At 64.6% G+C, this 25,145-nt stretch carries 24 protein-coding genes; 12 read left to right on the top strand and 12 right to left on the bottom strand.

The annotated features are described in order from the left end of the window. Positions 1–10 precede the first annotated feature (10 nt). From AC1DQR_RS32350 to AC1DQR_RS32335, 4 genes are all read right to left on the bottom strand, one after another. Positions 11–580 carry a chemotaxis protein CheW gene (locus AC1DQR_RS32350; protein WP_416047815.1) on the bottom strand — a complete coding sequence of 190 codons (570 nt, stop codon included), beginning with the start codon at positions 578–580 and terminating at the stop codon, positions 11–13. Positions 581–646: 66 nt separating this feature from the next. Next, positions 647–1,015: a response regulator gene (locus AC1DQR_RS32345; protein WP_477134459.1), complete on the bottom strand. Its 369-nt coding sequence runs from the start codon at positions 1,013–1,015 to the stop codon at positions 647–649. A gap of 26 nt (positions 1,016–1,041) precedes the next feature. Then, on the bottom strand, positions 1,042–1,536 hold the full coding sequence (locus tag AC1DQR_RS32340; RefSeq protein WP_006159033.1) for a response regulator: 495 nt from the start codon (positions 1,534–1,536) through the stop codon (positions 1,042–1,044). Positions 1,537–1,982: 446 nt separating this feature from the next. Further along, positions 1,983–2,153: a rubredoxin gene (locus tag AC1DQR_RS32335; protein WP_006159034.1), complete on the bottom strand. Its 171-nt coding sequence runs from the start codon at positions 2,151–2,153 to the stop codon at positions 1,983–1,985. Positions 2,154–2,368: 215 nt separating this feature from the next. On the opposite strand from AC1DQR_RS32335, the gene hemL reads away from it, so the two are divergent. Further along, positions 2,369–3,658 (top strand): glutamate-1-semialdehyde 2,1-aminomutase, encoded by a 1,290-nt coding sequence (gene hemL, locus AC1DQR_RS32330; RefSeq protein ID WP_416047814.1) that lies wholly within the window; start codon positions 2,369–2,371, stop codon positions 3,656–3,658. Between the two features lie 178 nt (positions 3,659–3,836). Here hemL and dapA read toward each other — a convergent pair whose 3' ends face one another. After that, positions 3,837–4,778 carry a 4-hydroxy-tetrahydrodipicolinate synthase gene (dapA, locus tag AC1DQR_RS32325; protein ID WP_477134458.1) on the bottom strand — a complete coding sequence of 314 codons (942 nt, stop codon included), beginning with the start codon at positions 4,776–4,778 and terminating at the stop codon, positions 3,837–3,839. 424 nt (positions 4,779–5,202) lie between these two features. Between dapA and AC1DQR_RS32320 the strand changes: the two genes are divergently transcribed. The 3 genes from AC1DQR_RS32320 to AC1DQR_RS32310 are packed head-to-tail and all read left to right on the top strand — an operon-like array spanning position 5,203 to position 7,214. Further along, positions 5,203–5,823: a LemA family protein gene (locus AC1DQR_RS32320; RefSeq protein ID WP_183035167.1), complete on the top strand. Its 621-nt coding sequence runs from the start codon at positions 5,203–5,205 to the stop codon at positions 5,821–5,823. 14 nt (positions 5,824–5,837) lie between these two features. Then, a complete protein-coding gene (locus AC1DQR_RS32315; RefSeq protein ID WP_416047812.1) occupies positions 5,838–6,704 on the top strand; it encodes a TPM domain-containing protein in 867 nt (288 codons plus the stop codon). A gap of 6 nt (positions 6,705–6,710) precedes the next feature. Further along, positions 6,711–7,214 (top strand): TPM domain-containing protein, encoded by a 504-nt coding sequence (locus AC1DQR_RS32310; RefSeq protein WP_416047811.1) that lies wholly within the window; start codon positions 6,711–6,713, stop codon positions 7,212–7,214. Here the strand turns inward: AC1DQR_RS32310 and AC1DQR_RS32305 are convergent. Beyond that, positions 7,204–8,493, bottom strand: coding sequence for an MFS transporter (locus AC1DQR_RS32305; protein ID WP_477134457.1), 1,290 nt, complete (start codon positions 8,491–8,493; stop codon positions 7,204–7,206). The two genes, AC1DQR_RS32310 and AC1DQR_RS32305, sit on opposite strands and share 11 nt — an antisense overlap. 77 nt (positions 8,494–8,570) lie before the next feature. On the opposite strand from AC1DQR_RS32305, the gene AC1DQR_RS32300 reads away from it, so the two are divergent. Continuing rightward, positions 8,571–9,602 carry a LysR substrate-binding domain-containing protein gene (locus tag AC1DQR_RS32300; RefSeq protein ID WP_416047809.1) on the top strand — a complete coding sequence of 344 codons (1,032 nt, stop codon included), beginning with the start codon at positions 8,571–8,573 and terminating at the stop codon, positions 9,600–9,602. 3 nt (positions 9,603–9,605) lie between these two features. Here the strand turns inward: AC1DQR_RS32300 and AC1DQR_RS32295 are convergent, their stop codons facing one another. The 3 genes from AC1DQR_RS32295 to AC1DQR_RS32285 all read right to left on the bottom strand — a co-directional run bounded on the left by AC1DQR_RS32295 (position 9,606) and on the right by AC1DQR_RS32285 (position 13,903). Beyond that, on the bottom strand, positions 9,606–10,775 hold the full coding sequence (locus AC1DQR_RS32295; RefSeq protein WP_477134456.1) for a M48 family metallopeptidase: 1,170 nt from the start codon (positions 10,773–10,775) through the stop codon (positions 9,606–9,608). Between the two features lie 69 nt (positions 10,776–10,844). Further along, the gene (locus AC1DQR_RS32290; RefSeq protein WP_416047807.1) at positions 10,845–11,942 is read right to left on the bottom strand and encodes a YjgN family protein; all 1,098 of its coding nucleotides are present in this window, start codon (positions 11,940–11,942) and stop codon (positions 10,845–10,847) included. Positions 11,943–12,943: 1,001 nt separating this feature from the next. Then, entirely contained in the window at positions 12,944–13,903 is a 960-nt protein-coding gene (locus tag AC1DQR_RS32285) for a phosphatase PAP2 family protein (RefSeq protein WP_477134455.1), read from the bottom strand. Between the two features lie 1,430 nt (positions 13,904–15,333). On the opposite strand from AC1DQR_RS32285, the gene AC1DQR_RS32280 reads away from it, so the two are divergent. From AC1DQR_RS32280 to AC1DQR_RS32270, 3 genes are read left to right on the top strand one after another with little or no spacing between them, the layout of a single operon-like run. Beyond that, the gene (locus AC1DQR_RS32280) at positions 15,334–16,710 is read left to right on the top strand and encodes a sigma-54 dependent transcriptional regulator (RefSeq protein WP_477134454.1); all 1,377 of its coding nucleotides are present in this window, start codon (positions 15,334–15,336) and stop codon (positions 16,708–16,710) included. Positions 16,711–16,748: 38 nt separating this feature from the next. After that, complete coding sequence (locus AC1DQR_RS32275) at positions 16,749–17,483, top strand: class I SAM-dependent methyltransferase (RefSeq protein ID WP_416047804.1); 735 nt, start codon at positions 16,749–16,751, stop codon at positions 17,481–17,483. Positions 17,484–17,530: 47 nt separating this feature from the next. Further along, positions 17,531–17,866 carry a GtrA family protein gene (locus AC1DQR_RS32270; protein ID WP_416047803.1) on the top strand — a complete coding sequence of 112 codons (336 nt, stop codon included), beginning with the start codon at positions 17,531–17,533 and terminating at the stop codon, positions 17,864–17,866. Between the two features lie 19 nt (positions 17,867–17,885). On the opposite strand, the gene AC1DQR_RS32265 is transcribed toward AC1DQR_RS32270, so the two are convergent. From AC1DQR_RS32265 to AC1DQR_RS32255, 3 genes are read right to left on the bottom strand one after another with little or no spacing between them, the layout of a single operon-like run. After that, positions 17,886–18,911, bottom strand: coding sequence for a glycosyltransferase family 2 protein (locus AC1DQR_RS32265; RefSeq protein ID WP_150988510.1), 1,026 nt, complete (start codon positions 18,909–18,911; stop codon positions 17,886–17,888). Further along, positions 18,892–20,178, bottom strand: coding sequence for a glycosyltransferase family 87 protein (locus AC1DQR_RS32260; protein ID WP_416047802.1), 1,287 nt, complete (start codon positions 20,176–20,178; stop codon positions 18,892–18,894). The genes AC1DQR_RS32265 and AC1DQR_RS32260 overlap by 20 nt, the downstream gene beginning before the upstream one ends. Beyond that, positions 20,169–21,398 (bottom strand): glycosyltransferase family 87 protein, encoded by a 1,230-nt coding sequence (locus AC1DQR_RS32255; protein WP_416047801.1) that lies wholly within the window; start codon positions 21,396–21,398, stop codon positions 20,169–20,171. The genes AC1DQR_RS32260 and AC1DQR_RS32255 overlap by 10 nt, the downstream gene beginning before the upstream one ends. Positions 21,399–22,508: 1,110 nt before the next feature. On the opposite strand from AC1DQR_RS32255, the gene AC1DQR_RS32250 reads away from it, so the two are divergent. The 4 genes from AC1DQR_RS32250 to AC1DQR_RS32235 all read left to right on the top strand — a co-directional run bounded on the left by AC1DQR_RS32250 (position 22,509) and on the right by AC1DQR_RS32235 (position 25,136). After that, positions 22,509–22,694 carry a Flp family type IVb pilin gene (locus AC1DQR_RS32250; protein ID WP_043344388.1) on the top strand — a complete coding sequence of 62 codons (186 nt, stop codon included), beginning with the start codon at positions 22,509–22,511 and terminating at the stop codon, positions 22,692–22,694. 140 nt (positions 22,695–22,834) lie between these two features. Beyond that, complete coding sequence (locus AC1DQR_RS32245; protein ID WP_477134453.1) at positions 22,835–23,011, top strand: Flp family type IVb pilin; 177 nt, start codon at positions 22,835–22,837, stop codon at positions 23,009–23,011. Positions 23,012–23,075: 64 nt separating this feature from the next. After that, a complete protein-coding gene (locus tag AC1DQR_RS32240; RefSeq protein ID WP_416047799.1) occupies positions 23,076–23,624 on the top strand; it encodes an A24 family peptidase in 549 nt (182 codons plus the stop codon). Positions 23,625–23,720: 96 nt separating this feature from the next. Further along, positions 23,721–25,136 (top strand): ATP-binding protein, encoded by a 1,416-nt coding sequence (locus AC1DQR_RS32235; protein WP_416047798.1) that lies wholly within the window; start codon positions 23,721–23,723, stop codon positions 25,134–25,136. Positions 25,137–25,145: the final 9 nt, after the last annotated feature.

Raw genomic sequence — 25,145 nt, 5'->3', positions numbered from 1 at the left:
CGCGCGGTGTTCAGGCAGCCTGCCGGCCCACCTGCAGGAAGGCCGGCGACGCCAGCAACCTGCGCACATCGAGCACCTGCCAGTCGCGCCCGTCGCGATCGGCAAAACGCGCGCCCTCCCAGTCCTGCGCCGCCTCCGGCCCCGCCGGCGGCGCGTTCGCCGCTTCCACCGGCAACGACAGGTCGCCGGCATGGCGCAGCCCGATCACGCGCGTGGCCAAGATGCCGCAGGCACGCTCCACCTGGCGCGACAGCACCACGATCTTGCTGCCCGGCTGCAGCGCGGTGGCTCCCTCGCCACAGAACAGGCCGAAATCGATCACGCCCAGCAGGCTGCCGCGCGCGTTCACCAGCCCGGTGTACCAGGACTGCGTGAGCGGCACGCGGCTGGGCTGGCGCATCTCCAGCACCTCGCCCGTCTCCGGCAACGGCAGCAGCCAGTGCCGCTGTCCCACCTGCAGGCCCAGGAAGCTGTCCACCGCCGGCAGGTTGCGCGCCTCGCGCAGCCGGCGGGCCAGCATGGCCTGGTAGTCCTGCAGCCGGGTCTGGCGGGCACGAAGATCCTGGCGCGGCGCGGTCATGGTCGGGTTCCGGTGAGAAGGCAAGGATGGGCTCGGATGCAAGCGGGCAGGAAACCGGCGCGCGGCTCAGTGCGCCAGCGCAGCGATCTTGGTCAGCAGTTCTTCGCCGTCGACCGGCTTGACGACGTAGTCTGCCGCGCCCTGGCGCATGCCCCASATGCGGTCGGTGTCCAGGCCCTTGCTGGTGCACATGATCACGGGGATGTCCTTGAAGCGGTCGTCGCGCTTGATCGCGCGGGTCGCCTGGTAGCCGTTCTGGCCGGGCATCACCACGTCCATCAGGATCAGGTCGAAGGGTTCCTTCTCGAGCCGGGCGAAGGCCTGTTCGCTATTGCCGGCCACCGAGACCTTGAAGCCCTTCTTGCCGAGCAGGTCGGACATGAACAGGGCTTCGGTGGGGGAGTCGTCGACGATAAGGATTTTGCTGATAGTCATGATGATTGGTATTCCTTGGATTGCGCTCAAGCCGGCAAGGGGCTGGCCACGGCAGCGGCACGTGGCACGCAGGCGTCTACCGCCTGCAGCAGCGACTCACGGGTAAAAGGCTTGGCGAGATGGTCTTGCGCGCCGACCAGGCGGCCGCGCGAACGGTCGAACACGCCGTCGCGGGAGGACAGCATGATTACCGGGATGGCATGGAACCGGGGGCTTTTCTTGATGAGGGCGCAGGTCTGGTAACCGTCCAGGCGCGGCATCAGGATGTCGCAGAAGATCAGGTCCGGATGCATGTCGCCGACCTTGGCGAGTGCCTCGAAGCCGTCTTCGGCCAACAGCACCTGGCAGCCGGCCTGGGACAGGAAGATCTCGGCGGTGCGGCGAATGGTGCTGGAATCGTCAATGACGAGCACCTTGCGGCGCGCAGGCGCAGCAGCGCCGCTAGCGCCAGCGCCAGCTTCGACCGCGCCGCTGACCTCGGCGTTGACCCGAATACCTTCTTGTAGTTGAGCGACCCGCATCTCGTTCCCGCGACCAGCGTGGTTCCCTGACGGAAACGCCGGCATTCACTTGAGAACTTCCGCGCAAGGCAGCCTGGCCGCCCCGACGGACCCCCGAAACAAAACGATTTGATTCCCGAAAACACGCCGGCCGGAAAGCCCCGGTGCCCGGCAAACGGCGGCGCGTGGTACCCGCGCCTGCCGCGGTCCACCCCCCAAAGGGTGGATTTTCAAATTTGAAACAGAGTGTGACAAGTCGTCGTGGGGCCGTCAATCCGGAATCTCGGGCGGCCCCTGGCGATCTGTCGCATCGACGCGACGCGCCGCGGCGGGCTGAGGCCCCAAGCGGGGTCGTCACGGTCGCGTCATGGTGACGCATGGCCAGATCAAGCCATCCAGCCTGTGCTGGCTGGCGACGCGGCGGTGCTAGCGTTGCTGTTTAGCAACTCCAGCCACCGTGGAGCCTTTCAGAGCGCCACCATCTCGAAATCTTCCTTGCGCGCGCCACATTCCGGGCAGGTCCAGTTGATGGGCACGTCTTCCCATTTGGTGCCGGGGGCAATGCCGTCTTCGGGCGCGCCGGTAGCTTCGTCGTAAATCCAGCCGCAGATCAGGCACATCCAGGTCTTGTATTCCATAACGGTCCAGTCACTCTCCATTAAAATTCAGGGCCAGATGGTACCGAATCGGCGCCGCCGGCGCCAGCCGGGCTAGCAGGATTCGGGCCAAATACGCCGTGTTCGCGCACGTTACCGCGTAAATGCCTCGCATTTGAGCCTTTTTGCTGGCATCTTCAAGGTAACTTGCTGCCTGTTAGAACGCGTTTCTCCCGCTTTTGATTTCACGCAAAGCCATGTCTCGTAACCAGCAGCTCTTCGACCGCGCACAGCAAACCATTCCGGGCGGCGTCAATTCGCCCGTGCGCGCCTTCCGCTCGGTGGGCGGCACGCCCCGTTTCATCACGCGCGCCGAAGGCGCTTACATGTGGGACGCCGACGGCCAGCGCTATATCGACTATATCGGCTCCTGGGGCCCGATGATCGTCGGCCATGCCCACCCCGAAGTGGTGCGCGCGGTGCAGGAGACCTCGGCCCACAGCTTCTCGTTCGGCGCGCCGACCGAGGCCGAGATCGAGATGGCCGAGGAAATCTGCAAGCTGGTGCCGTCGATCGAGCAGGTGCGCCTGGTTTCCTCCGGCACCGAGGCCACCATGAGCGCGCTGCGCCTGGCGCGCGGCTTCACCAAGCGCGACCTGATCGTGAAGTTCGAGGGCTGCTACCACGGCCACGCCGACAGCCTGCTGGTCAAGGCGGGTTCCGGCCTGCTGACCTTTGCCGACACCACCAAGAACGCGCCCTCCTCGGCCGGCGTGCCCGCCGACGTGACCAAGCACACCATGGTGCTGGAGTACAACAACGTCGAGCAGCTCGAGCAAGCCTTTATCAAGCACGCCGATGAGATCGCCGCGGTGATCGTGGAGCCGGTGGCCGGCAACATGAACCTGGTGCGCGCAAGCGATGCGTTCCTGCAAGCCATGCGCTCGCTGTGCACCAAGCATGGCGCCGTGCTGATCTTCGACGAGGTGATGACCGGCTTTCGCGTAGCGCTGGGCGGCGCGCAGGCGCATTACGGCATCACGCCGGACCTGACCTGCCTGGGCAAGGTGATCGGCGGCGGCATGCCCGCGGCGGCCTTTGGCGGGCGGCGCGACATCATGGCCTGCCTGGCGCCGCTGGGCGCCGTGTACCAGGCCGGCACGCTGTCGGGCAACCCGCTGGCGGTGGCGGCCGGGCTGACCACCCTCAAGCTGATCCAGGCACCGGGCTTCCATGACCGCCTTGCCGCGCAAACCCGCAAGCTGGCCGACGGCCTGGCCGCGGCCGCACGCGAAGCCGGCGTGCCGTTCGCGGCGGATGCCATCGGCGGCATGTTCGGCCTGTACTTCCGCGAGGGCGTGCCGGGCAGCTTTGCTGAAGTCACGCAATGCGATACCGCGCGCTTCAACCGCTTCTTCCACGCCATGCTGGATGCCGGCGTCTACCTGGCGCCGTCCGCCTTTGAGGCGGGCTTCGTCTCGGCGCAGCACGACGACGCGATCCTCGCCACCACGATCGAAGCCGCCCGCAAGGCTTTCGCGGCCTGAGGGCTTGTGTTGTTGGTCTTTGAACTGCAACTGCAATTGCAAGTGCTTAACTGCCACTTCAAGGTCAGAAGCTAAAAGGCAACTGCAGCTGCAGTTGCAGTTGCAGTTGCAGTTGACGTTAAGCAGTCGCTAATAACGCCGAGAGCCCGAAAGCTCGATAACTCAAACGCCCGCCGAGTCAGCCAAGCAACTCGGGAACAGCCGCCCCAAGCTGCTCGCAGGCCCGCGCCAGCGCCACCTCCAGGGCGGCGCTGGCGGGCGTCATCGGCGCACGCAGCTCATTGCGCAACCATCCCTCGCGCGCCAGCATGGCCTTGAGCGGGCCCGGATTGGGCTCGGCGAACAGCAGCTTGATCATCGGCATCACGGCATGGAAAAGCCGGCGCGCATGCTCGAGCCGCTGCCCCGCCACCGCCTGCGCGAGTGCCACGAACAGCGCCGGATACAGATGCGCAGAAGCGATGATCGCGCCCGTGCCACCCAGGCACAGCGTGCCCAGTAACTGGTGATCCTCCCCCGCCAGCACGCTCAAGCGAGCGTCGGCAATGACGGCCTGCGTGCCCTGGTAATCGCCGCCGCAATCCTTGATGGCGCGGATATTCGGATGCGCGGCCAGCGCCAGGATGGTTTCCGTCCCCAGCTTCACGCCGGTCCGGTAGGGAATGTCGTACAGCACCAGCGGCGCGGGGGCGCTGTCGGCCAGCATGCGGAAATAATCCAGCAGGCCGGCCTGCGACGGACGGACGTAATAAGGCGCGGGCGCCAGCAGCCCGGCCAGCGGTCGCCCGGCCAGCCGGCGCACGCACGCCTGCACCTGCTTCACCTGGCTGCCCGCCACGCCCATCATCACCGGCAAGCTGCCGGCGCTGGCCAGCACCGTATCCAGAACGGCCAGTTGCTCGGCCTCATCGAGCGCGGCCGCCTCACCGGTGCTGCCGCACACCACGATCCCCGCGATGCCGCTGCCGGCGTAGTGCACCACCAGGCGGGCCAGCTCGGGAAAATCGACCGAACCGTCGGCAAATGGCGTCACCAATGGCAGCCAGATTCCTGAAAAGACGTGTTGTGCCTGCGAATCCTGTTGGACTTGTTGGGCTTGGGCTTGATCTACGGCTTGCATCGAATCACTCCTGTACGACCGGTCAATAAAAACCGTGCAGAAGCGCGCCGGGTGGCAGATGAGCCCGCGTGGGGCAGTGGGAAAGCCTGAACCTTCAAACCTGGCCTCGCCCCTGTACGCTGGTACGCAGGTGCCGCTCCGTCGCTCATCTGACGGAAGCAGCGCCCCGGTCAGATGAGCGGCTGTTTTTTGGCTTTGGCGCGCGCCGGCACCTGCCGCTGCGAGGCAGGGCAAACAAGTGCGGAAATCGACGAAACAGCGCGCATGGCAGGTTGGGGCTGAATGGGAGCACACCGTGGCAACCACGGCAGAAACGACAATCTACCGGGACGGCCGGCCTGCCGTCAACCGCACCCGGGCCGATTCGCTTGCGCCGGCCGGCCCCTGCGCTACACTGGGGACTCCACGAATTCCGGAGTCTTCGATGCGCGCATCCCCTTCCCTGTCACTGTCCTGCGGGCGCTCTGTGCTGCGCTGGCTCATGCTGGCCCTGTGCGCAAGCCTGCTGTCCGCCTGCGGGTACAACGACTTCCAGTCCAAGGACGAGGCCGTCAAGGCGGCCTGGGGCGAGGTGATCAACCAGTACCAGCGCCGCGCCGACCTGATCCCCAACCTGGTCAATACCGTCAAGGGCTATGCCACGCATGAGCGCGAGACACTGGAAGCCGTGACCAAGGCCCGCGCCGCGGCCACCAGCATCCAGGTCTCGCCCGAGACCCTCAACGACCCCGAAGCCTTCAAGCGCTTCCAGCAAGCCCAGGGCGAGCTGAGCGGCGCGCTGTCGCGCCTGCTGGCGGTGTCGGAGAACTATCCGCAACTCAAGGCCGATGCGTCGTTCCGCGACCTGCAATCGCAGCTCGAGGGCACCGAGAACCGCATCACGGTGGCACGCCAGCGCTATATCACCGCGGTGCGCGACTACAACATCCTGGCGCGCAGCTTCCCCACCAACCTGACCGCCATGATCTTCAAGTACCCGGTCAAGCCGTCGTTCACGGTGGAGAACGAGAAGGCCATCTCGGCACCGCCCACGGTGAAGTTCTGACCCCGGACATACCTATGCGCAATCCCTCTGAGCGCAGTGGCTGGACAGCCGCCATGCTGGCGCTGCTGCTGTGGCTGGGCGCGCTGCTGGCGTTCCCGGCCATGGCCGCCGGCGACGGCTTTGTCGCGGTGCCGCCGCTCACGCAGCGGGTCACCGACCTCACCGGCACGCTCAGCGCCAGCCAGCGCAGCGCGCTGGAAAACGTGCTGGCAGAGTACGAGCAGCAGCGCGGCAGCCAGATCTTCGTGCTGATGGTGCCCACCACGGATCCCGAGCCCATCGATGCCTACAGCATCCGCGTGGCCGACGCCTGGCGCGCCGGGCGCAAGGGCATCGACGACGGCGTGATCCTGCTGATCGCCAAGGACAACCCGCCCGGCCTGCGCAAGATGCGCCTGGAAGTGGGGCGCGGCGTGCAAGGCTCGCTGACCGACGCCATGTCCAAGCGCATCCTGCAGGACGTGATGGCGCCGCACTTCCGCCAGAATGATTTCTATGGCGGCATCGCGGCCGGCGTCTCGGCGATCCAGGCCACCATCGACAAGGAAGCCCTGCCCGGCCCGCAGGCCGGTGCCAAGGCCGCCCAGAGCGGATCATGGACCGACTGGCTGCCGGTGCTGTTCCCGCTCGCCATCATCCTGTTCTTCTTCATCTCCGCGGCCCGCCGCTCGGGCGGCTCGCGGATCGTGACGCGCGGGCGCGGCTGGGACGCGGCTGCCGGCGGACTGGGCGGCACCCTTGGCGGTCTCGGGGGTGGCGGCTGGGGACGTGGTGGCGGTGGCGGTGGCGGATTTGGGGGCGGTGGGGGCGGTGGGGGCGGCGGCTTCGGTGGCGGCGGCGGCGGCGGCTTCGACGGGGGCGGCGCCTCCGGCAACTGGTAACGACACATGCCACACTTCAAACGCGCCCTGCGCCATCTCGGCACGCGCCCCGGCGCCGCCAGCAAACTCTTCCCCGCCGACGCCCAGCAGCAACTGCAGCAGGCGGTGCGCGCCGGCGAGCAGCGGCATCACGGCGAAGTCCGGGTCGTGATCGAATCCAGCCTGCCCTTGGCGCTGGCCTTCTCCGGCACCAGCCCGCGCGCCCGTGCCCGCGCCCTGTTCGGCGCGCTGGAGGTGTGGAACACCGAAGGCCACACCGGGGTGCTGCTTTATATCAACCTGGCGGATCACGCGGTGGAGCTGCTGGCCGACCGTGGCATCGATGCCCGCGTGGCCCCGGAAACCTGGCGCGCCATCTGCGGCGAACTCGCTAGCGGGCTGGCCCGGGAGCTATCGGTCAAGCCCGTGCTGGCGGCGGTGGAAGAGATCCACCATCAGCTGGCCACCCATTTCCCCGCGGGCGACCGGCCCAATCCGAACGAGCTCGACGACCGCCCGGTCATGCTGTAGCGCCGCTTGTGCGGCGCCCCCCCAGCATGTACCACAGCGCGGCCAGTACCTGCAGCGCCACCAGCCCGCCCCACACGGTCAGGTGCGCCGCCTTCGGGTAGCGGCCCGCATCGGCGGGCCAGAGGTCCAGCACCAGCCCGATGCCGACCTGGCAGGCAAAGGTGGACAGGAACACCGTCAGGGTCAGCGCCGTGGTGGCGCGCCCGATCAGCGCATCGGGGAAGCTGCGCGCCAGCACGGCATAGGCCAGGRTGCCGCTGGAGCCGAACACGCCATAGGCCGCCCACAGCAGCGTCGGCGGCAGCGGCACCCCCGCCATGATCAGGCACTGGATCACGATGAACCCGCTCATGCCGACGCCGGCGAAGGTGTAAAGGCTCACGCCGGCACGCTCAAGATGGCGCGCGGCCCAGCCGGCGCAAACGCAGCCGCCCATCATGGCAAAGCCGATCACCGACACCAGGCGAGCGCCCTGCTCCGGCGCATAGCCGGCCACGTCCCGCAGGAAGGCACCGACCCACAGCGTCTGCACCGCCAGGAACACACCTTGATTGAGCAGCGCCAGCGGCACCACGCGCAAAAAGCGCGCATTGCGAAAGACCTGCCAGGTGCCGCGCAGCTGTTCGGCAAGGCGCTGCTTGCCAGCGCGGCTGGTCTCGGGGGCGCCGAGCCACAGCAGCGCCGCCATGGCCAGCGTCAACCCGGCCAGCCCATAGCTGACGGTGCGCCAGTCGGTCCATGACAGCAGCCAGCCCAGCGGCGCGCCCACCATCACGGCGCCCAGCCCGCCGATCGCCATCACCACCCCATTGAGCAAGGGCATGCGCGACAGGGGGAACCAGATCGACAGGGCCTGGATGGCAGCCCCCAGGCAAACCGACACGCCCACGCCGATCATCAGGCGCCCTGCCGCCAGTGCGGCCATGCTGGTCGCCGAAGCGAATACCAGCGCGCCAGCCACCGCCACCAGCAGCAATGCCGCCTCGGTGCGGCGCGGGCCAAAGCGGTCGAGCATCAGCCCGGCCGGCAACTGGGCGCAGGCAAACCCCAGGAAGTAAAAGCTGGTCAGCAGCCCCAGGTCGGCGGCACCCAGCCCCATCTCGCGGATCAAATGCGGCGCGAAGCCCAGATTGACGCCCCGGAAGATATAGGAAACCAGGAAACCCAGCGAAAAGATGCAAAGCACGCGCCAGCGGGCAGCGGCCAGCGCAGGATCGCCAGCCCGGGAAGCAGGAGACGGCGCCGCAGCGGCAGGAGTGGATACATTGGCAGAATTCATGCCTGCATTGTCGTCAGTCGCCGCATGCAACACCAACGAAAGATACCCGCCGCAATTGTGAGTAGAATTTGACGGCAATGAGCTCCCGACACCCGAAACCTACCAAGCTTGGCCCGTCCGGCCAGCCCGGCTTGCCATCCCGCCCGGCTGAACCCGCCCCGCCACCCGAGCCGCCGCGCCTGCAGCGCGCGCCCCACCTGCCCGCGCTGCAGGCACTGCGGGCGCTCGAGGCCGCTGCCCGCCACCGCAGCTTTTCGCGCGCTGCGGAGGAACTGGCGCTGACCCACAGCGCCATCAGCCACCATCTGCGCGCGCTGGAGGACAAGCTGGGCACCAAGCTGTTCCAGCGCACCGGCCACCTGATGATGCCGACCAATGTGGGCGCGCGGCTGGCCGAGCGGATTCGCGATGGGCTGGCGGAACTGGAAGACGGCCTGCGCGAGGCCAGCAATGGTGGTGCCCCTCAGGTGGTGCGGCTGGAAGTCAGCGTCATGGCCGACCTGGCCAACGCGTGGCTGATCCGCCGCCTGCCGAGCCTGCACGCGGCCCTGCCAGGGCTTGACCTGCACCTGCGGCTGCACGCCGAGATCACGCCGCCCGATCCGTACTCGGTGGATGTGGGGATCTGGCACCAGCGCGTGGACCTGCCCGGCTTTGCCTGCCACAACCTGATCGAAGACCATGTCATCGCGGTCGCCAGCCCGGCACTGCTCGCGCGCTACCCCGGCTTCACGCTGGCCGACCTGCCGCGCCTGCCAATGCTGCGCTTCGCGCTGCGGCCGTGGCGCGACTGGCTGGAAAGCGCCGGCCTGCCTGGCACGGAACCCGAGCGCGGGCCGATCTTCCAGGACGCCGGCATGATGCTGCAATCGGCAGTGGCGGGGCTTGGCGTGGCCACCGCGCGCCTGCAACTCGCCAGCGACTACCTTGCCAGCGGCGAACTGGTGCAGATCGGCACCACCCGCATCCCGTCCAGCTTGCATTACTGGGTGACCTGGCGCGAAGGCAACCCGCGTGAGAAGGCCATCCTGCGGTTCCATAGCTGGCTGCAAAGCCAGGTGGCCGCCGCCTTGCGCGCGCCGCTTGATGCACCGCAGCCGGGCGCCTGAGACCTAGCGTCCGGCCGCTCGCAGCGCCTCGATGCGCTCTCGCGTGAGCGGATGGGTGGAGAAAAAGCTGTCGCCATCGTCGCCATCCCCGTTGTTGCCGCCATCCTCCGCGGCACGCCGGCTGCGGCGCTCACGCTTGGTTTCGCGCTCGCCGGAGGCGGCTGGCGCGCTGGCCTCGCTCCCGCCGTCGGCCTTGGCCGCCTGGACTTCCGCCTGCCGGGCATGGGCGTCCTCCAGCGCCTGCAGGACGTCGGCAAACGCCGACACCGGCAAGTGGTTGCGCTGCATGACCTCCACCGCATACGCATCCGCCGCGCGCTCATGGTCGCGCGAGTAGCGCAGGGTCAGGATCGCGGCGGGCACGCCCGCCAGCACGGTGGAATAGTCACCAAAGAAATAGGCCGCCAGCGCGCCCACCGCCGAGGCCTGGAGGATCTGCTGCAGGCCATGGCGCTCGGCCACGTGCCCGGCCTCGTGGGCGAGCACGCCCATGAGGCCCGGACCCACGCCGGTCAGCTTGACCAGTTCATCAGTCACCACGATGGTGCCGCCTGGCAGGGCCAGGGCGTTGGGCCCGAGCTTGCCACCGTGGCGGAACAGGATCTTGTACTCGTGGCCCGGATCGGCCGGGCGCTCCAGCGCGGCGAAGTCGGCACGAATCCGTTGCTGCTGCGCCTGCGGCAGAGCCGAGGGCATGAGCAGGCCCTGATCGATGCTGGTAAGCGTGGCCTCGCCGAGGCGGGCTTCCAGCGCCGGCGGCACGCTACGCGCCACCATGCCGGCGCCCCAGGGCAATACGTAGAAATATCCCAGCAGCAGCGCCGCGGCCAGGCCCAGCATGGACAGCAACGCCAGCCGCCAGCTGTTCTGCGCACGCACCACCCAGCCCTCGCGGTGGCCACTGGCGCCCAGCAAGGCGGCAAAACCGGCGTGGTCGGTGACCTCGCAGAAGGCGCCATCGGCAAACGTGACCAGGCGCGGCGCGCGCTTGACCCGTTCGGAGACGCGCAGGGACGCCAGCGGCGCGCGTCGCAGCACCCCCCCGTTGGCTTCGCGCAGCACCGCATCGCGCCCTTCGATGGACAGCATCACCCGATGGGCACGCGACGAGCGGCCATCGAAGTAAGTGGCGGCTACCGGGGCGGTGGCCGTGGCGTCGGGGATATCCTGCATCAGGGCCTTGGTATCGAAGTGAACGAGGCTTGCACGGCGATGACTACGATGACTGTGGTCACAGCGCGGTCACAGCGCGATGTCGATGTCGTACCAGTCCACCGCGGCGTCGCCCAGCGCACCCACCTGCTGCGTCTCGCCGGCCACGAAGGCGTCCAGCGGACCCGCCGCGAGCATCGTCATGCTCTCGATACGGTAGCGCATCGAGCGCACGCGCGCGAACGGCAGGAACAGGCCCAGCGTCAGTGCATTGGCGATCATGTTGGTAGCGAAGATAAACAACAGGCGGCCCGCCTTGACCTCGCTGCGAAACGCGTGCGGCGCCAGCGTGGTGTGATTCCATACCAGGTTCTGCAGCCGCGCCATGAAGAAGGGGCCGACCGCCATCATCGCCACGAAAAAGCCAATGACAGCCATGATCGCCGCCACCACCGGCGCGCCCATGCCCGCCCCCATGCCAGCGCCAATCCCGGCGCCGATGCCCCTGCCCAGCATGCCGCCAACCACGCTCATCCCCACCACGACCGCCACCATCATGCCGAATGCGCGCAGATAGACGCCATAGAAGCCGCCCGCGCTCGCGCTGATGCCGAAGGGCGCGGTGCCGAAGCGGGTGTTGTCATGCTGGTACTGCTTGAAGCGCTGGTGCGCCAGCGGCGCCAGCGCATAGAGGCTGAGCACTGTGAGCACGGGCCAGAGCAGGAACACCTTGTAGGCCTGGGCATCGCTCCCGGTAAAGGCGAAGCGCAAGCCGCGGTAGCTGGAGTTCGCCATGCGAAAACGCAGGGACCGTACCAGCAGCAGAGGAAACACCACCGCCAGAGCCAGGCCCAGCGCCAATGCCAGGAACAGGGAAATATGGCTGGCAAGCTGGAACACCATCGCCAGGCCAAACACGATGGCGCGGCCCTTGAGGATGGCGGAGGCACGGCCGTGGTAGTCGAAGCTCGCGCCGTCCAGCCGCGTGTTGCGATAGAAGTACTGCATCGTGCGGACCTTGGCCCAGGCCGAATAAATGCCCAGCGTGACAATGGTCAGCAAGGTATTGACGATCCAGATGCGGAAAAACTCGGAGCCCGAGCCGATGAACTCGAACCGCAGAGGACGCACCGTGGCGGCCGGCTGCTCATATGCCGGCGCGTGGAACGCGTTGTTGTCTAGCTGCATCCTGCTTTCTCCCGTGAATTGTGCAATTTGGCGATGCGCAGGCTGACCGCGATGCCCGCACGCCGCGCGACGATATCTCTTATCCCGGCATAGCGGCCAGCAATGTATCAGGAATGCAACCAAATCGATCGTATTCGCCCGGCATGACAGGAAGTTCCCTCCTCATCCAACAAGGCGAGGAACAGCCTTGGCCAATGTGAGTCAGCCCGCATTCGTCACCCCGTCCGGCTACATCTTTTGTCGCCGGCGCGTGCTTTCGGCGCGTGCGGTACGCCGCTAGCCCTCCCCCCCGGCAGTCGGTGGGCACCATTGTGCACAGCCTATTTGCGCGGGGTTGTATCACCACTGCAACCATTCGCACAGTCGTGCGGCGACTGCTCCACCACCCGAATACGTTCTCACAAATACCTTTTGGATGGTTCCCGGGCAAGGTAGCAAAGGACACCTCCCCCCTCCCTTTCGCCACTTTTGGTGATCTGAGAGAAGACAGAGCATCGCTTTTTGCCATGCCTGCCAAGTTGCGGCGCACACAACAGCCCCGAAAGTAGTAACGACAAGGAAACACTTTGTTACAAGAAACGCAGAATGTAACAAGTTCGAAAAATGCATTCTTAACAAAATCAGCAGCTTACAGACCATGGCACGTTCGTCGCTCTTGTCTTCGTTACAAAGAGCAGAGCGACCGAAAAGATAGTCGATGTCAGCAAATACGGTACGCCAAGGATGCCGGCGACAAGGCGGTGCAAAACCACCAGGCGCGGCATCACGATAATCAGACTTGAACGGGGAGTGGAGCAGTGGCCGTGACAGGGCTTGCTTCGCGGGGAGGTTAAGCGCCGGGCCAGCGCGGTTTTCAGAATCCATGGCCCACGCCGCACACGGTAGCAGCAACGCTGCCGGTGCGGCGATTTCTATCTGCTTTGCAGTACTTTCAGGCGCGGGCTTGGTTCCGGCAGGACGGCGGAACCAAGCCCGCCGCACTATCTCGCGGCTTCGGAGATTCAGAGAGGCTGCGGCTGGGCGACGTGTTGGTCGAGCACTGGAGGTTTGGCCACTCTGCATACGCGCAGCAAGCCTGCCGTCAGGGCCCACAAACCCACGCCAGCCACGACATCCACCAGGTAATGCCCCCCCTCCGTCGGCGTCGACAGGATCATCACCAGGTTCAACAGGCATGCGACCACGAACCCGGTGCGGGTCCAGCGCATCGTTTGCATAAAGATCAGCGCCATGGCGGTGTGATAGGACGGAATGGACACCAGCCCCTGTACGTGCGCGAGATCGAATACCTGCATCGCTCCGGCACGTAATACGTTGAAGTGTGAAACGCTGGCCATCTCGGCGGCGCTTGCTACGCCGAACGAGACATAAGCCCCGGCGGCTGGCCAAGGGGCGGCAATCAGCAACAGCAGCGTGCACGAGAGCATCATGTTGGACATGAACTCACGCAAATGTTCAGCCCGCCCCGCCAGACCGGTCAGCATGGGAACCAGGAGCAGCTGAGCCAGGCCGCTGGCGTAGGCCAACTGCAGAAAGAGAGTCACTGCGGGCCGCGCCCTGACCCAGTTGTAGACCTGCGGCCAGTCAAAACCCAACAGCTTATCCAACTCGGCCAGCCTGGCATCCACCAGAGGCGGGGCCAGCGTGATCATCAGATAAGACATCACGCTCATGATATTGGTGAAGGCCACCAGCAGAGCGCCACATTGCGCCACTAGCGCCAGCCGCCGATAGTGCAGTCCGCGCGATGTTGCTGTCACGCGCGGCATGCCTGCGATCAAGCTGAGAATCAGCGCAATGGCGGCAAGCATCGCCACGGCCCTGCAGATGGCAACGAGGCTGGCATGGGCCACGGAACGCCCGCTTACCGCGAGCCAGATCGAATCCAGAACCAGAAACCCGAGCACGATCATCCATCTGATCGCATCCCCCCGCGTGAAGACCCTGTCGCTTATTTTCATTTTGCTGCCCCTCCCCGGACTCATCCAGCTGCGCGCCCCGCTCGCTCGTCTCAGGCGAGGTAATGGATGCAAGATAGCTTAGTCGGGCTGCGTCCGGCATCGACTCTACGTGGGACTACCAAAGTACTAGGCGCCCAAGTATCGCTCCCTGAGCGCCAGTTGCCTGGGGCAATTCCGCCGAGGCAACGTTCCTTTGCAGCTCCGCGCCCGTTTTCACAAATGCAACCAATCCGCGTGAAATCGGCGATCTATGTAAGGCATGTGCAACTCATCCATACAGATGAGTCCGGTCCGCGTTCTGGCTTGTGAAAAGCACGCCACGCGCTATATCGTCCATCCTTCGGACTACGACTTTTGCCGTTAGTAAGAATCTCTCGTACTTTCGTTCTCATCGGCACGTGCCACTGCTAGTTCTTTCCAACCCTTGCACCGAGTACCGCCGGAGATACGCATTTTCAGAAATGCAACCATTCGATCCGCTGGTGCCGGGACAGCCCTACCGCAGGCCACATGCCGGCAATGGGAAAGCACGCATTCGGGATGGAAGCGCGGGCCTGGAAATGCGAAGCAGCCGTTCCATACAACAAACACAAGGTGCTAGAACTTCGCATTTCACGGTCGGGGGCATTCCGAATCCCAAGATTCGCAGGACGATGCGCAGTAACACGAAAGAAACATTCTGTTACACACTTGCGTTGGCAAGTAACGAACTCATAACCGGCCCTGTTAGTGAAATCAATGACTTAGCAGCGTTGGCACGTTCGTCGCATTTATGCTTCGCAGAACATGTGATCGGACTAAAGCCGCAAGCCAGACCACAACAACCGGCATTACCTTGCAACCGCCAAGTCCGACGACAAGATTATAAAAAACCCGCAAGCCCAGGCGGGATCAGGGGAGGGGCTCAGGCGCAGGGCCGCGCCAGATAACTACACGGCCCAGGCAGGACAGGCGTGCGCAAGCGTGCCTGCCCGATGATAGGCAGTTGCAGTCATTTCAGGCGCGGGTCGATCCGTAAATGGTCAGGATCGACCCGCGGCACCTGCGCAAAGCGCGACGCACAGTCCGTGACGCGCCGGGTGCGGGTGCTCCGGCGGGCTTTGCCCGTTGGCAGGGTTCCTGAAGTCAGGTGGGGACGGGAGGTCCACCATGCGAGTCGGGTCCGGGGAGCTTGTCGGCATTATGCCGGCGTTCAATTTTCACCCTCGTTCGTGACAAGCTGGCATTCGTGCTTAGCCAGGTGCGGTGATCGAGCCGGGCCCGATGTGGCCCGGACCCCGGGCGCCATGCAGCTGGCAGACTGAAGACCCTCCATTCCCGAAGCCGCGATGCGCTGGATCAGGCATCGCCCTTCAAGAAGGCCGCGAACTAGAACAAGTCCGGAACGGACACTAGCTCGCAACAAGAAGAAGAGATCGGGGGAGGGTTATATGACCGCGTACGTCAATCGTCCGCTGCTGTATCTGTCGCAGCATCACGACGCCATGCGTTGCAGGTTCCTGGCGCAACAAGGCTGGAAACTGATCTTCGCGTCAAGCCAGCGAGAGCTCGATGCACTCGCCCAAGACACGCAGCCCATCAGCGGGCTCCTCGATGTACACAGTGGATTCAGTGACGCCGAACTCGAGTCGTTCGAGCCTTGGCTCGCTCAGCCGAACATGAGTTGGGTCGCCACTGTCACGAGCAAGGAAGCGCTCTCGGATTCAGCGCGCCGTTTGCTCGGGCTGCACTTCGTCGACTACTACAGAGATCCTTGCGATATGTCGGCGCTGGCCCATTCCCTGGGCCACGCGGTCGGCATGGTGCAGCTGCGCCTGGAGGCCTCGCATCCACCGCCCCCGGCGAGCGGCCTCGACGGCATGATCGGCAATTGCGCTGCCATGCAAAGCCTGTTTCGCGGCATAGAGAAAGTCTCCAGATGGGATACACCGGTGCTCATCGCCGGCGAATCGGGCACGGGCAAGGAGCTAGCCGCCCAGGCGATCCACCGCGCCTCCCGGCGCGCCGGGCAGCCTTTCGTGGCAGTCAACTGCGCGGCAATCCCCCCCACCCTGCTCATGTCGGAACTGTTCGGCTATGAGCGCGGCGCCTTCACCGGCGCGCTCAAGCGCAAGCCCGGGCGCATCGAGATGGCACACGGAGGCACCCTCTTCCTCGACGAGATCGGAGATATGCCGCTCGAAAGCCAGGCCAGCCTGCTGCGTTTTCTGGAAACCGGCCGCATAGAAAGGCTGGGCAGCACCGAGTCGATCACGGTCGATGCGCGCATTGTGTCTGCCACGCACGTCGATCTCGACGCGGCAGTTGCGGCAGAACGCTTCCGCGGCGACCTCTATCACCGCCTGTGCGTGCTGCGCGTGAAGCAGCCGCCGTTGCGCGAACGGGAAGGCGATATCACGCTGCTGGCCGAGCATATCCTGAACAATATCCGCTCGCATTCCCCGGATCATATCAAGGGCTTCTCGCCTGCAGCGCTGCGCGCCCTCAGTGCGCATGACTGGCCCGGAAACGTCCGCGAGCTGATCAACCGTACCCGGCATGCGGCAGCCATGTGCGAGAACGGCATCATCACACCGTGCGACCTGGACCTGCAACCACCTCCCGAGACCCGCCCCCAGACACTGGCAGAAGTGCGCGACGCGGCGGAGCTGAATGCCGTCAAGGAGGCCTTGCAGCGGCACCACGAGCGGCTCATCGACGTGGCCGCAGAACTAGGGATCTCGCGAGTCACACTGTTCCGGATGATGCGCGAGCACAGGCTTCAGGTGAGAAAGGGCGGGTTGGGCATGGTTTGCCTGCAAGGCTAGTCCAATGCCAGAAAGCGCGTTAGTACAGGAGCAAAACCATGTCGCCCAATGCCTATCTTGAAATGGCGCAAACCGAAGCCGCTCACTGGTGGTTCCGCGGCCGCCGGGATATCGTCGCGGCCATGATCAAGCGCCTGAGCTTGCCGGCCGACGCGTCCATCCTCGAAGTGGGGGCCGGCACGGGCGGCAATCTCTCCATGCTTTCCCGCTTTGGCAAGGTGAGCGCCGTCGAAATGGATGCCATCGCACGGCAAATCGCCGAACAGAAGACAGCAGGCCAATTCGATATCCGCGGCGGCAGGTGGCCCGACGATGTCCCATTTTCCGCACCGGGCTTCGACCTCATCTGCTTTCTGGATTGCCTTGAGCATATCGCCGAGGATACGGCCTCGCTTGTGAGCGCACGACGCATTCTGAAGCCAGGCGGCGCGGTGCTGATCACCGTGCCAGCCTATCAGTGGCTCTGGAGCCAGCACGACGAATTCCTGCACCACCAGCGGCGTTACAGCCGGCAGGCGTTGCGCGCAACCGTCAGCGCGGCGGGCCTGGAGCTCGAGCGGATATCGCACTTCAACGCCCTGCTGTGCCCGTTTGCCATTGCCGCACGGCTCAAGGACCGGCTCAGCGGCAGCCTTGCCTCGACGGGCAGCGCGGTGCCCGCAGCACCGCTCAATGCCCTGCTGCACCGGATATTCTCCGCGGAACGGCACTGGCTCTCGATGTCACCTCTGCCCTTCGGCATCTCCCTGCTGGCTGTTGCCCGGCTGCCGTGAGCGCACGGATCGATCGCGCCGGTACAACCCGGCTTATGCGCTTCGCCTTGTCAGGTGTCGCAGCGACCCTGCTGCATGTGACAACGGCCTCGACACTCATCGCCTGGGCCTCGGCGTCACCCATGCTGGCCAACGGTGTTGCCTTCATCATGGCAACGGGCTGCTCCTACCTGCTCAATACACTGTGGAGCTTCTCGAGCCGGCTGCACCGCAAGAACCTCGCCCGCTTTCTTGTTGTATCCGGGCTCGCGTTGATCCTCACGGTGCTCATCTCCTGGGCCGTCCAGGCAACGGGGGGCAGCTACTGGATCGGCTTGCTGGTGATCGTCATGGTGGTGACGCCTCTCAGCTTCCTGATGCATAAGATCTGGACCTACCGATAAGCTGCCCCAGCAACATGCATCACCGCTCCTGGGATACTCGCCGCACGCTGGCCAGGTTGACCACCCGCTTGCCGGCGGCAAGCTGCCCCGTCTGGCGCCGTTCCTGATAGCGACGGCGCACCAGGTAGATGGGCCGCCCCTTGGCTTCGTAGTAGATGCGGCCGACATACTCCCCTACCACGCCGATGCCGATCAGCTGAACTCCGCCAAAGAACAGCAGCACCGAAAGCAAGGAGGCATAGCCGGGCACCTCCACACCAAGCACAATCGTGCGCGCAATAATAAAGATGCCGTACCAGAAAGCGATAGAGGCGATCAGGAAGCCCAGATACGTCCATACGCGCAACGGCAGCGTGCTGAAGCTGGTAATGCCCTCCAGGGCGAGATTCCACAAACGCCAGCCCGAAAACTTGGAATGCCCGGCATTACGCGCCTCACGCTCGTAGGGCACGATCACGGTCCGATAGCCCACCCAGGCGAACAAGCCTTTCATGAATCTCCTGCGCTCCGGCAACTGCTTGAGCGCATTGACGACCACGCGGTCCATCAGCCGGAAATCGCCGACGTTCTCCGGCAGCTTCAATTCCGACAGATAGTTATGCACCCGGTAGTAGGCCAGCGCCGCCGTGCGCTTGAGAAACGAATCGCACGAGCGGCTTGCGCGTTGTGCGAGGACGACCTCGGCCCCCTCCCGCCAGCGCGCAACCAGGACGGGAATCAGGCTTGGCGGATCCTGCAGGTCCGCATCGATCGGGATGACCGCATCGCCAAGCGCCTCATCGATCCCCGCGGTAAGCGCGGCTTCCTTGCCAAAATTCCGCGTGAGGTCGATCACCCTCACGCGAGCGTCCCGCCGCGAGATCTCGAGCAGCCTTTCCAGCGTGCCGTCGTTGCTGCCATCATTGACGCAGACGATCTCGAACGTGGCCGCCTCGATCGATTCGAGTACTGGCACAACGGATTTGAAGAACCCTGGAATAGCATCGCGCTCATTGAAAAATGGCACCACCAGAGAGATCTGCTTGCTATCGTATTGATCGATCATGACCCACCTCCCCCACCCGCGTTTCATTGTTGTGGCACGGCTCCGGGTGCTGAACTCGCTCCGTGCGGATTCGACGGACTACATGAGACAACGTTGCCAGGATTGCAAGCGGCATGAACTGGAATCCGATCGCCTGGACAACAAGCAACCCGAGCAGTGGCGTGAGCCAAAGGACGAGTAGCAACTCCTTCTCCCAGCGCATCCATCCGCGCTCAATGGCATAACCGGCAAGCCAGAGAATCACGAAACCGAGAAATGCGAGGTCGTAGTCGTAGAGATAAGGACTGAGCATCAGCGTGGCCGCCATCAAAGCGCTCGCCCGCAGCGGGAAACTGGCCGGCCTGCACCACGCATAGATCACGACGCCGGCGGCAAGGGCCGCCACCATGGCATGGATGCCATAGGAGAGCGCGAGATTGCCGCCCAGCAATCTCACCAAGGCAAACACGGTCGGCATCCGGACGAGCTTTGCTTCGCCACCCTCCACCGCGAGGCGTGCCATGTCCACATTGGCGAGGAATGAGAAAAAGGTCTCCGTGCCGAACACCGAAGCGCTCAAAGCCAGCAGCGCGGCTGAAGAAGCCGCCATGGCTGCCAGCGCCTTCCAGGCCCGGGCACAAACCAGTGCAAGCGGGAACAGCAACGCCAGGTGTGGCTTGATGGTCAGGATTCCCATCACCAGCCCGGCAGCAACCGGGTGACGCCGCACCATCGTCAGCGAGAGCGCGGCCAGACCGGCAGTGAGCAAGGCATTTTGCCCGGTCGCGCACACCACGGCGATGCCGGGGAAGGCCATGCCTGGCAGCCATGCGCCGCGCCAGGAAGCAATGCGGCTCCCCGCCCATAGGTAGAGCGCACCGGTCGTCCCGATAAAAGCCCCGTACGCAGCACCGAATGTAAGCAGCGCCAACGGACACACCAGCAGCAGGAAGCTAGGCGGGTATAGCCATGGAAGCGTACCCCCGGCGGAGGCAAGGGCCGGCATCGCGGCGATCTCGACCAGCCGCAAGGTGGCGTCATCGTAGGCACCCGTCGGGTTGCCGTTCAGGGCAAGCTGGGCGGCGCTCCAGAAGGCGACGAAGTCGCCGCCGAACAGGCTCGCATCCCCTTGCCTCGACAGACAGGTACGCCAGATCCAGATCGAGAAGAAGAGAACGTAGGCGACGAGCGAAACGGCCGAGTACAGGCGCACCCGCTCGGCGTTCAGCCAGTGCTCGCCGGGCACCTGCTCGCCATCGGCTGCGGCAGCGGTTCTCATCATGCGCATGTCACGCTCCACGCCACCTGGGTGCCCGCCCGCCGCAGGATTGCGCCGGCCACCAGGATCAGGATCACGGGGCCGATCTGCGGGAGCTTCATGAAGGGATTAAGAAGTTCATACAAGGGCAAGAGCCACACGACCACCAGCAATTGCTGCTCGCCGCGCAGCCATCCTCGCCTGAGGCAGTCGCTCACCATGCCGACAATGGCAAGCCCCATCCAGGTCAGCTCATAGCCATGAAGATATGGGGTCGTCAGCATGGTGGCCGTGGCGAGCATGGCGACGCGAAGCCCTGCGGGAGTCTGCCGCAACCAGACATAGAGCAGGCCACAGATCGAAAACAAGGCCACCAGGCCCTGGGCCAGATAAGCCTGGGCGATGCTGCCGCCGGACAGGCGCACCGCCGCAAACGCTGTCGGCGAAATGAGCCACCCCTGCGGGCTATGCTCAATCAGCTGCACCCGCGCCAGTTCGGCAGCGCCAAGGAAGGCCGGGATGGTCTCCCAGCCAAACGCCACCAGGCTGGCGCCAAGCAACGCGAGTGCGGTCAGGGCCGCGGCGGCGAGGGCTCTCCACGCCTGCGCCGCGATCAAGGCAATGGGAAACAAGAGGCCGAGTTGCGGCTTGATACAGAGCAGGCCAATACAAATGCCGGCGAGCACCGGGCGCCGCTGCAGCCAGCACATCGAGAGTGCCGCTAAGCTGGCTGTCAGCATGGAATTCTGCCCCAGCAAGAGGGTCAGCAAAACCCCAGGAAACGCGACGATCGGCAGCCAATTCCCAGACCTCCAGCTCGTTGCGGAACCAAGCAACCTTAGCAGCGACGTTACATAGAGATACGCCGTGCCGGCTGAGAAGAGGAAATAGCTGACCGGGAACGGCAGCAGCGCCAATGGCAGCACAGTCAGCAGGAATGTCGGCGGATAGAGCCAGGGCATAAAGAAGTCGCCGCCTGAGGCCTGCGAGCCGAACGCCGCCATTACCGGGGCCAGCGACTCAAACACATAGGCATCCTGCGCAGCCCCTTGCAGCGCTAGATAGGAAGCGCTCCAGAATACGGAAAAGTCCACCCCGGGACGCGCCGCACGGCCGCTCATGAAGCCGTTGCTGGCCCATCCCCAAGCGACGACAAATAGACCGAAGAACACCAGCACGACAATGCTGTAGAAGCGAACCCGGTCAAGGCCGAGCGCGCCGGACTGCGGGGATTCCTTGCCTTCGCGCATTCTGGCCCTCACAATTCGCTCCTGTTCATGTCCTCGCAATGGCGCTTTTCTCGTGCGTTGAAAAAGGCGCTGCGCGATGCCGGTTTGCCTCTGGCTTTCGACGCGCTATTTGTCGAGCATCCTTAGCTGGTTCCTGGCACGCGCTCTGATTTTCTCTTCGGGTGCCGTGGTTTTAGTCTTGTCTGAATCCCAAGATTAAACAAGCGCGCCCGCTGCCGGAAAACACCGCGTTTCACGGCTTTCCGGGGCAATAAAGGCCCAACGTTTCAGCCTTGAATCGCGAGCGAATAGCTCCCAGAGCCAGGCCTGGCGCCGAGGACGTGCCAGAACTCCGTAAGACGGGCTGCCATTTGACGTTTCTCGCCGGAAACATGCCACTTGGCGCCAGCCTCGCCGCCATCACCTCAACCATTCGGCGGATCCGCCAGGCCTCGCGTCCGCGTGCAGAGGCTGTGCACGCCCTTTGCAATGCCCTTTTGCGGAAAGTCATCCTTCCTTCCTAGCGACTTAGGACTAGCCGGATCCGTCACGCCTCATCCATAGGCTGCCGTAACGCGTCCGTCGCCGCGCCGCACGTTTCCACGCAGCAACGACGATGCCGACGCAGCCCCTGGCTGGCACGCCCTCTGCGTGCCCACCTTCCCGGAAACCCTTTTAACTCAACGAATAGCGGTGGGGTGGCCCAGCTTTTGCCTATGGTCTGGCATGCGGCTCCAGGACAGTTCCAAGCTGGATGCCGAAGAAGCGGAGGCACGCAGCAAAGGCGCCGAAGCCCGACAACGAATCAGCTAAATGAACTTACGCCATGACTGCTGACCGACAACACGCCATGCCCGCTGTCTATCTGGAGGCCGCAAGGACTATCTGGAGGGACGGCGCACCGAATCGCCTGCCAGGACTACCCTCGCAGGCGCTGGTGAAGGGCATGCTGGACGGGATCCGGATTGCTGCCACGCATAGCGCCGTCATCTCTCGGCATTGTCGCGAACACAAGGGTGGCAAGTGGCCGTTCCACGCCTTCGCAATCTGCGGCCCTCCGCAACGAACAACCCTCGCCCGTAGTTGATTTTCATTGCATCAAGTTTTTTCCCAACACCGAAGGAGATTGCCATGAATACCCTGATCAACAACATCAAGCGCTTCGCCAACGATGAAGATGGCGTCACCGCCATTGAGTACGGCCTGATCGCAGCACTGATCGCCGTCGTGATCATTGGTGCGGTCACGATCGTCGGCACGCAGCTCGCGACCACCTTCAACAAGATTGGCACTTCGCTCACGTCGGCTAACGGCTAAAGCGATGCGGACGGGCTCTTCAGCCCGTCCGCACCCCGCCTCGGCCAAGGCGGAATCACGATGGCACACGATGGAAAGGGGGCTTCACGACACGAGCCATCCTGCCCAATCCAACGATCCACGACGACACGGCGGACACCATGCCAAAGCTAAGACGAATGTTCAGGGAACTGCATCGTGATCAATCCGGGGTGACTTCCATCGAGTACGCGTTGCTGGGTGTCCTGATCGCCGTTGCCATACTCCTCTCGGTCACGTCGGTTGGCACCAGCGTGTTTGACCTTTACCAGAAGATCGCTTCCGCAGTCACTGCTTGAGCAGGAATGCCAGGTCCGAATAACGGGCCGGCATAGACAGAACAAAAAAAGTAGAGGGAACATCATGCTAGCCCAGTCCGCCTTACCGCATTACGTCGGTCCATTGGTGATCGTGCTGGTGCTGACCGCAGCGGCCATCGATGCGCAGCACCGTCGCATTCCCAACTGGCTGACCTTCGGGGCGTGGCTGCTCGCGCTGCCTGTGCAGATCGTCATGCACGGCTGGGGCGCCGGAGCCCTGGCCTGGGCAAGTGGCTGGCTCACCGGATTCGCCCTGTTCCTGCCCCTCTACCTTCTGCGCGGCATGGCAGCCGGCGACGTCAAATTAATGGCCGCGGTGGGTGCCTGGCTGGGCGCGCCGATGGCGTTCGAGATTGCGCTGGCTACCTTCGTGGCTGGTGGGGTGTGGGCGCTGGCACTGACGTTGTGGCGTGGCCGCCTTGGTCAGCTGCGCCACAACCTTGCCTTGATGCTGACGTCGTTCGGTCGGGTCAGGCCTGCGCTCACCCAGGACAGCGGTGCCAGCAACGGATCGTCGTGGTCGGTTGGGTCGCTGCCCTACGGCGTGGCCATTGCCGCCGGCACGATCGGCGTGCTGTTCGCCTCCGTGTGACGACAGCCATTCGCCGTGATTCACCTGAACCAGAAACTGAACAAGAAGCGGAAATCGAGCTTGCAGGGCCGCACCAGCCAATAGACGGGGGGAGCAATGATCGAACACAACACATCGGGAACTGCGCAGCGGGCACCCACGCGAGGCCTCGAAGCCGACAACCCGGACGACCACGGGCGCGAACAAGTGCGTCCGTGGCATCCCGCGCCCAGGACGGTCGCCGATACCGGCATCGACGTCACGCTGCTGGTGGGACTATTGATGAAGGCGGCCTACCTGCATCGCAGCGCCATGCTTGCCCAGTTGGCCGACACCCTCAAGTTGCCCGCCATGGTGACCCACGAGATCGCCAGCATCGCCGTGCAAGAGCGCATGCTGGAGGTGGCGCACCGCGGCGCAAGCGACCTTGACGTACGCTTCCGCCTGACCGATACGGGGTATGCCAGGGCCGCCGAACTGGTTGCGCGCAGCAGCTATGTCGGCGCAGCACCGGTCACCCTCGACGCGTATCTCGCCGCCGTCCAGCGTCACTCCGTGCGCCAGGCATCGGCATCCAGGGAAGATATGACTGCTGCCTTCGGCGACATGGTCGTCCCGTCTCACCTGCTCGACGAGGTGGGCATGGCAGTCAATACCGGCCGGGCGCTGATGCTGTATGGCCCCGCCGGCAGCGGCAAGACTTACCTGGCACAGCGCCTTGGCAAGCTCCTGCCAGGTGCTGTGCCGGTACCGCACGCGATTACCGTCGCCGGCGAGATCATCCAGGTCTTTGACCCGCTCGTGCATGTCCCGTTCGATACCGCCGTCGCACCGCTGCAGCAGCGCTCGACGGATCGCCGCTGGATCATCTGCCACCGCCCCGCCGTATTGTCTGGGGGCGAGTTGACGCTGTCCATGCTGGACCTGCGCTACGACGCCATGTCGGGCTTCTACCAGGCGCCACCGCATATGAAAGCCAACAATGGCATCTACATCATCGATGACCTTGGGCGCCAACTGGTAGGTGTGAGCGAATTGCTCAACCGCTGGATTGTGCCCCTGGACCGCGGCGTCGACATGTTCTCGCTGCAGACCGGCGTGCGATTCACGGTGCCGTTCGATGTGTGGCCGGTGTTCTCAACGAACCTGGATCCCCAGCAGCTGGGCGACGAGGCATTCCTGCGGCGGCTCGGCAGCAAGCTCTTCATCGGCCCCTTGTCGAGCGATGACTACCGCGAGGTGTACCTGCGCGCCGCCAGCGACGTCGGACTGGAAAGCACCGAAGCCGCATTCGACTTCCTGCTGGAAGGGCTGCACTTCCCCAGCAGGACACCGCTCCTGGCCTGCATTCCACGTGACCTGCTCGTGCTGGTGGCGTCCAGCGTGCTCTACCACCGCGGTCCGCCGCAGGTGACGCAGGACGCGCTGCGCGTCGCCTGGAAGTGCTATTTCGGTGCGCAGGCAGTACCCGAATCCACGCGTCCCTCCGGCATGGGGATCGCATGGCAGGCTGCGCCTCAGGCCGCCAGCTGAGTGCCGGCA

Source organism: Cupriavidus sp. 05L411, from assembly GCF_056398045.1.
Note: the sequence above shows the minus strand (reverse complement) of the source record. Positions and strands in the feature narration are given on the sequence as shown.

Coding starts and splice junctions, on each gene's coding strand:
- AC1DQR_RS32250 (WP_043344388.1), top strand. CDS start 22,509: ATGAATACCCTGATCAACAACATCAAGCGCTTCGCCAACGATGAAGAT.
- AC1DQR_RS32340 (WP_006159033.1), bottom strand. CDS start 1,536: ATGCGGGTCGCTCAACTACAAGAAGGTATTCGGGTCAACGCCGAGGTC.
- AC1DQR_RS32265 (WP_150988510.1), bottom strand. CDS start 18,911: ATGATCGATCAATACGATAGCAAGCAGATCTCTCTGGTGGTGCCATTT.
- AC1DQR_RS32280 (WP_477134454.1), top strand. CDS start 15,334: ATGACCGCGTACGTCAATCGTCCGCTGCTGTATCTGTCGCAGCATCAC.
- AC1DQR_RS32350 (WP_416047815.1), bottom strand. CDS start 580: ATGACCGCGCCGCGCCAGGATCTTCGTGCCCGCCAGACCCGGCTGCAG.
- AC1DQR_RS32310 (WP_416047811.1), top strand. CDS start 6,711: ATGCCACACTTCAAACGCGCCCTGCGCCATCTCGGCACGCGCCCCGGC.
- AC1DQR_RS32240 (WP_416047799.1), top strand. CDS start 23,076: ATGCTAGCCCAGTCCGCCTTACCGCATTACGTCGGTCCATTGGTGATC.
- AC1DQR_RS32245 (WP_477134453.1), top strand. CDS start 22,835: ATGCCAAAGCTAAGACGAATGTTCAGGGAACTGCATCGTGATCAATCC.
- AC1DQR_RS32295 (WP_477134456.1), bottom strand. CDS start 10,775: ATGCAGGATATCCCCGACGCCACGGCCACCGCCCCGGTAGCCGCCACT.
- AC1DQR_RS32315 (WP_416047812.1), top strand. CDS start 5,838: ATGCGCAATCCCTCTGAGCGCAGTGGCTGGACAGCCGCCATGCTGGCG.
- dapA (WP_477134458.1), bottom strand. CDS start 4,778: ATGCAAGCCGTAGATCAAGCCCAAGCCCAACAAGTCCAACAGGATTCG.
- AC1DQR_RS32260 (WP_416047802.1), bottom strand. CDS start 20,178: ATGCGCATGATGAGAACCGCTGCCGCAGCCGATGGCGAGCAGGTGCCC.
- AC1DQR_RS32320 (WP_183035167.1), top strand. CDS start 5,203: ATGCGCGCATCCCCTTCCCTGTCACTGTCCTGCGGGCGCTCTGTGCTG.
- AC1DQR_RS32300 (WP_416047809.1), top strand. CDS start 8,571: ATGAGCTCCCGACACCCGAAACCTACCAAGCTTGGCCCGTCCGGCCAG.
- AC1DQR_RS32235 (WP_416047798.1), top strand. CDS start 23,721: ATGATCGAACACAACACATCGGGAACTGCGCAGCGGGCACCCACGCGA.
- AC1DQR_RS32275 (WP_416047804.1), top strand. CDS start 16,749: ATGTCGCCCAATGCCTATCTTGAAATGGCGCAAACCGAAGCCGCTCAC.
- AC1DQR_RS32290 (WP_416047807.1), bottom strand. CDS start 11,942: ATGCAGCTAGACAACAACGCGTTCCACGCGCCGGCATATGAGCAGCCG.
- hemL (WP_416047814.1), top strand. CDS start 2,369: ATGTCTCGTAACCAGCAGCTCTTCGACCGCGCACAGCAAACCATTCCG.
- AC1DQR_RS32255 (WP_416047801.1), bottom strand. CDS start 21,398: ATGCGCGAAGGCAAGGAATCCCCGCAGTCCGGCGCGCTCGGCCTTGAC.
- AC1DQR_RS32335 (WP_006159034.1), bottom strand. CDS start 2,153: ATGGAATACAAGACCTGGATGTGCCTGATCTGCGGCTGGATTTACGAC.
- AC1DQR_RS32285 (WP_477134455.1), bottom strand. CDS start 13,903: ATGAAAATAAGCGACAGGGTCTTCACGCGGGGGGATGCGATCAGATGG.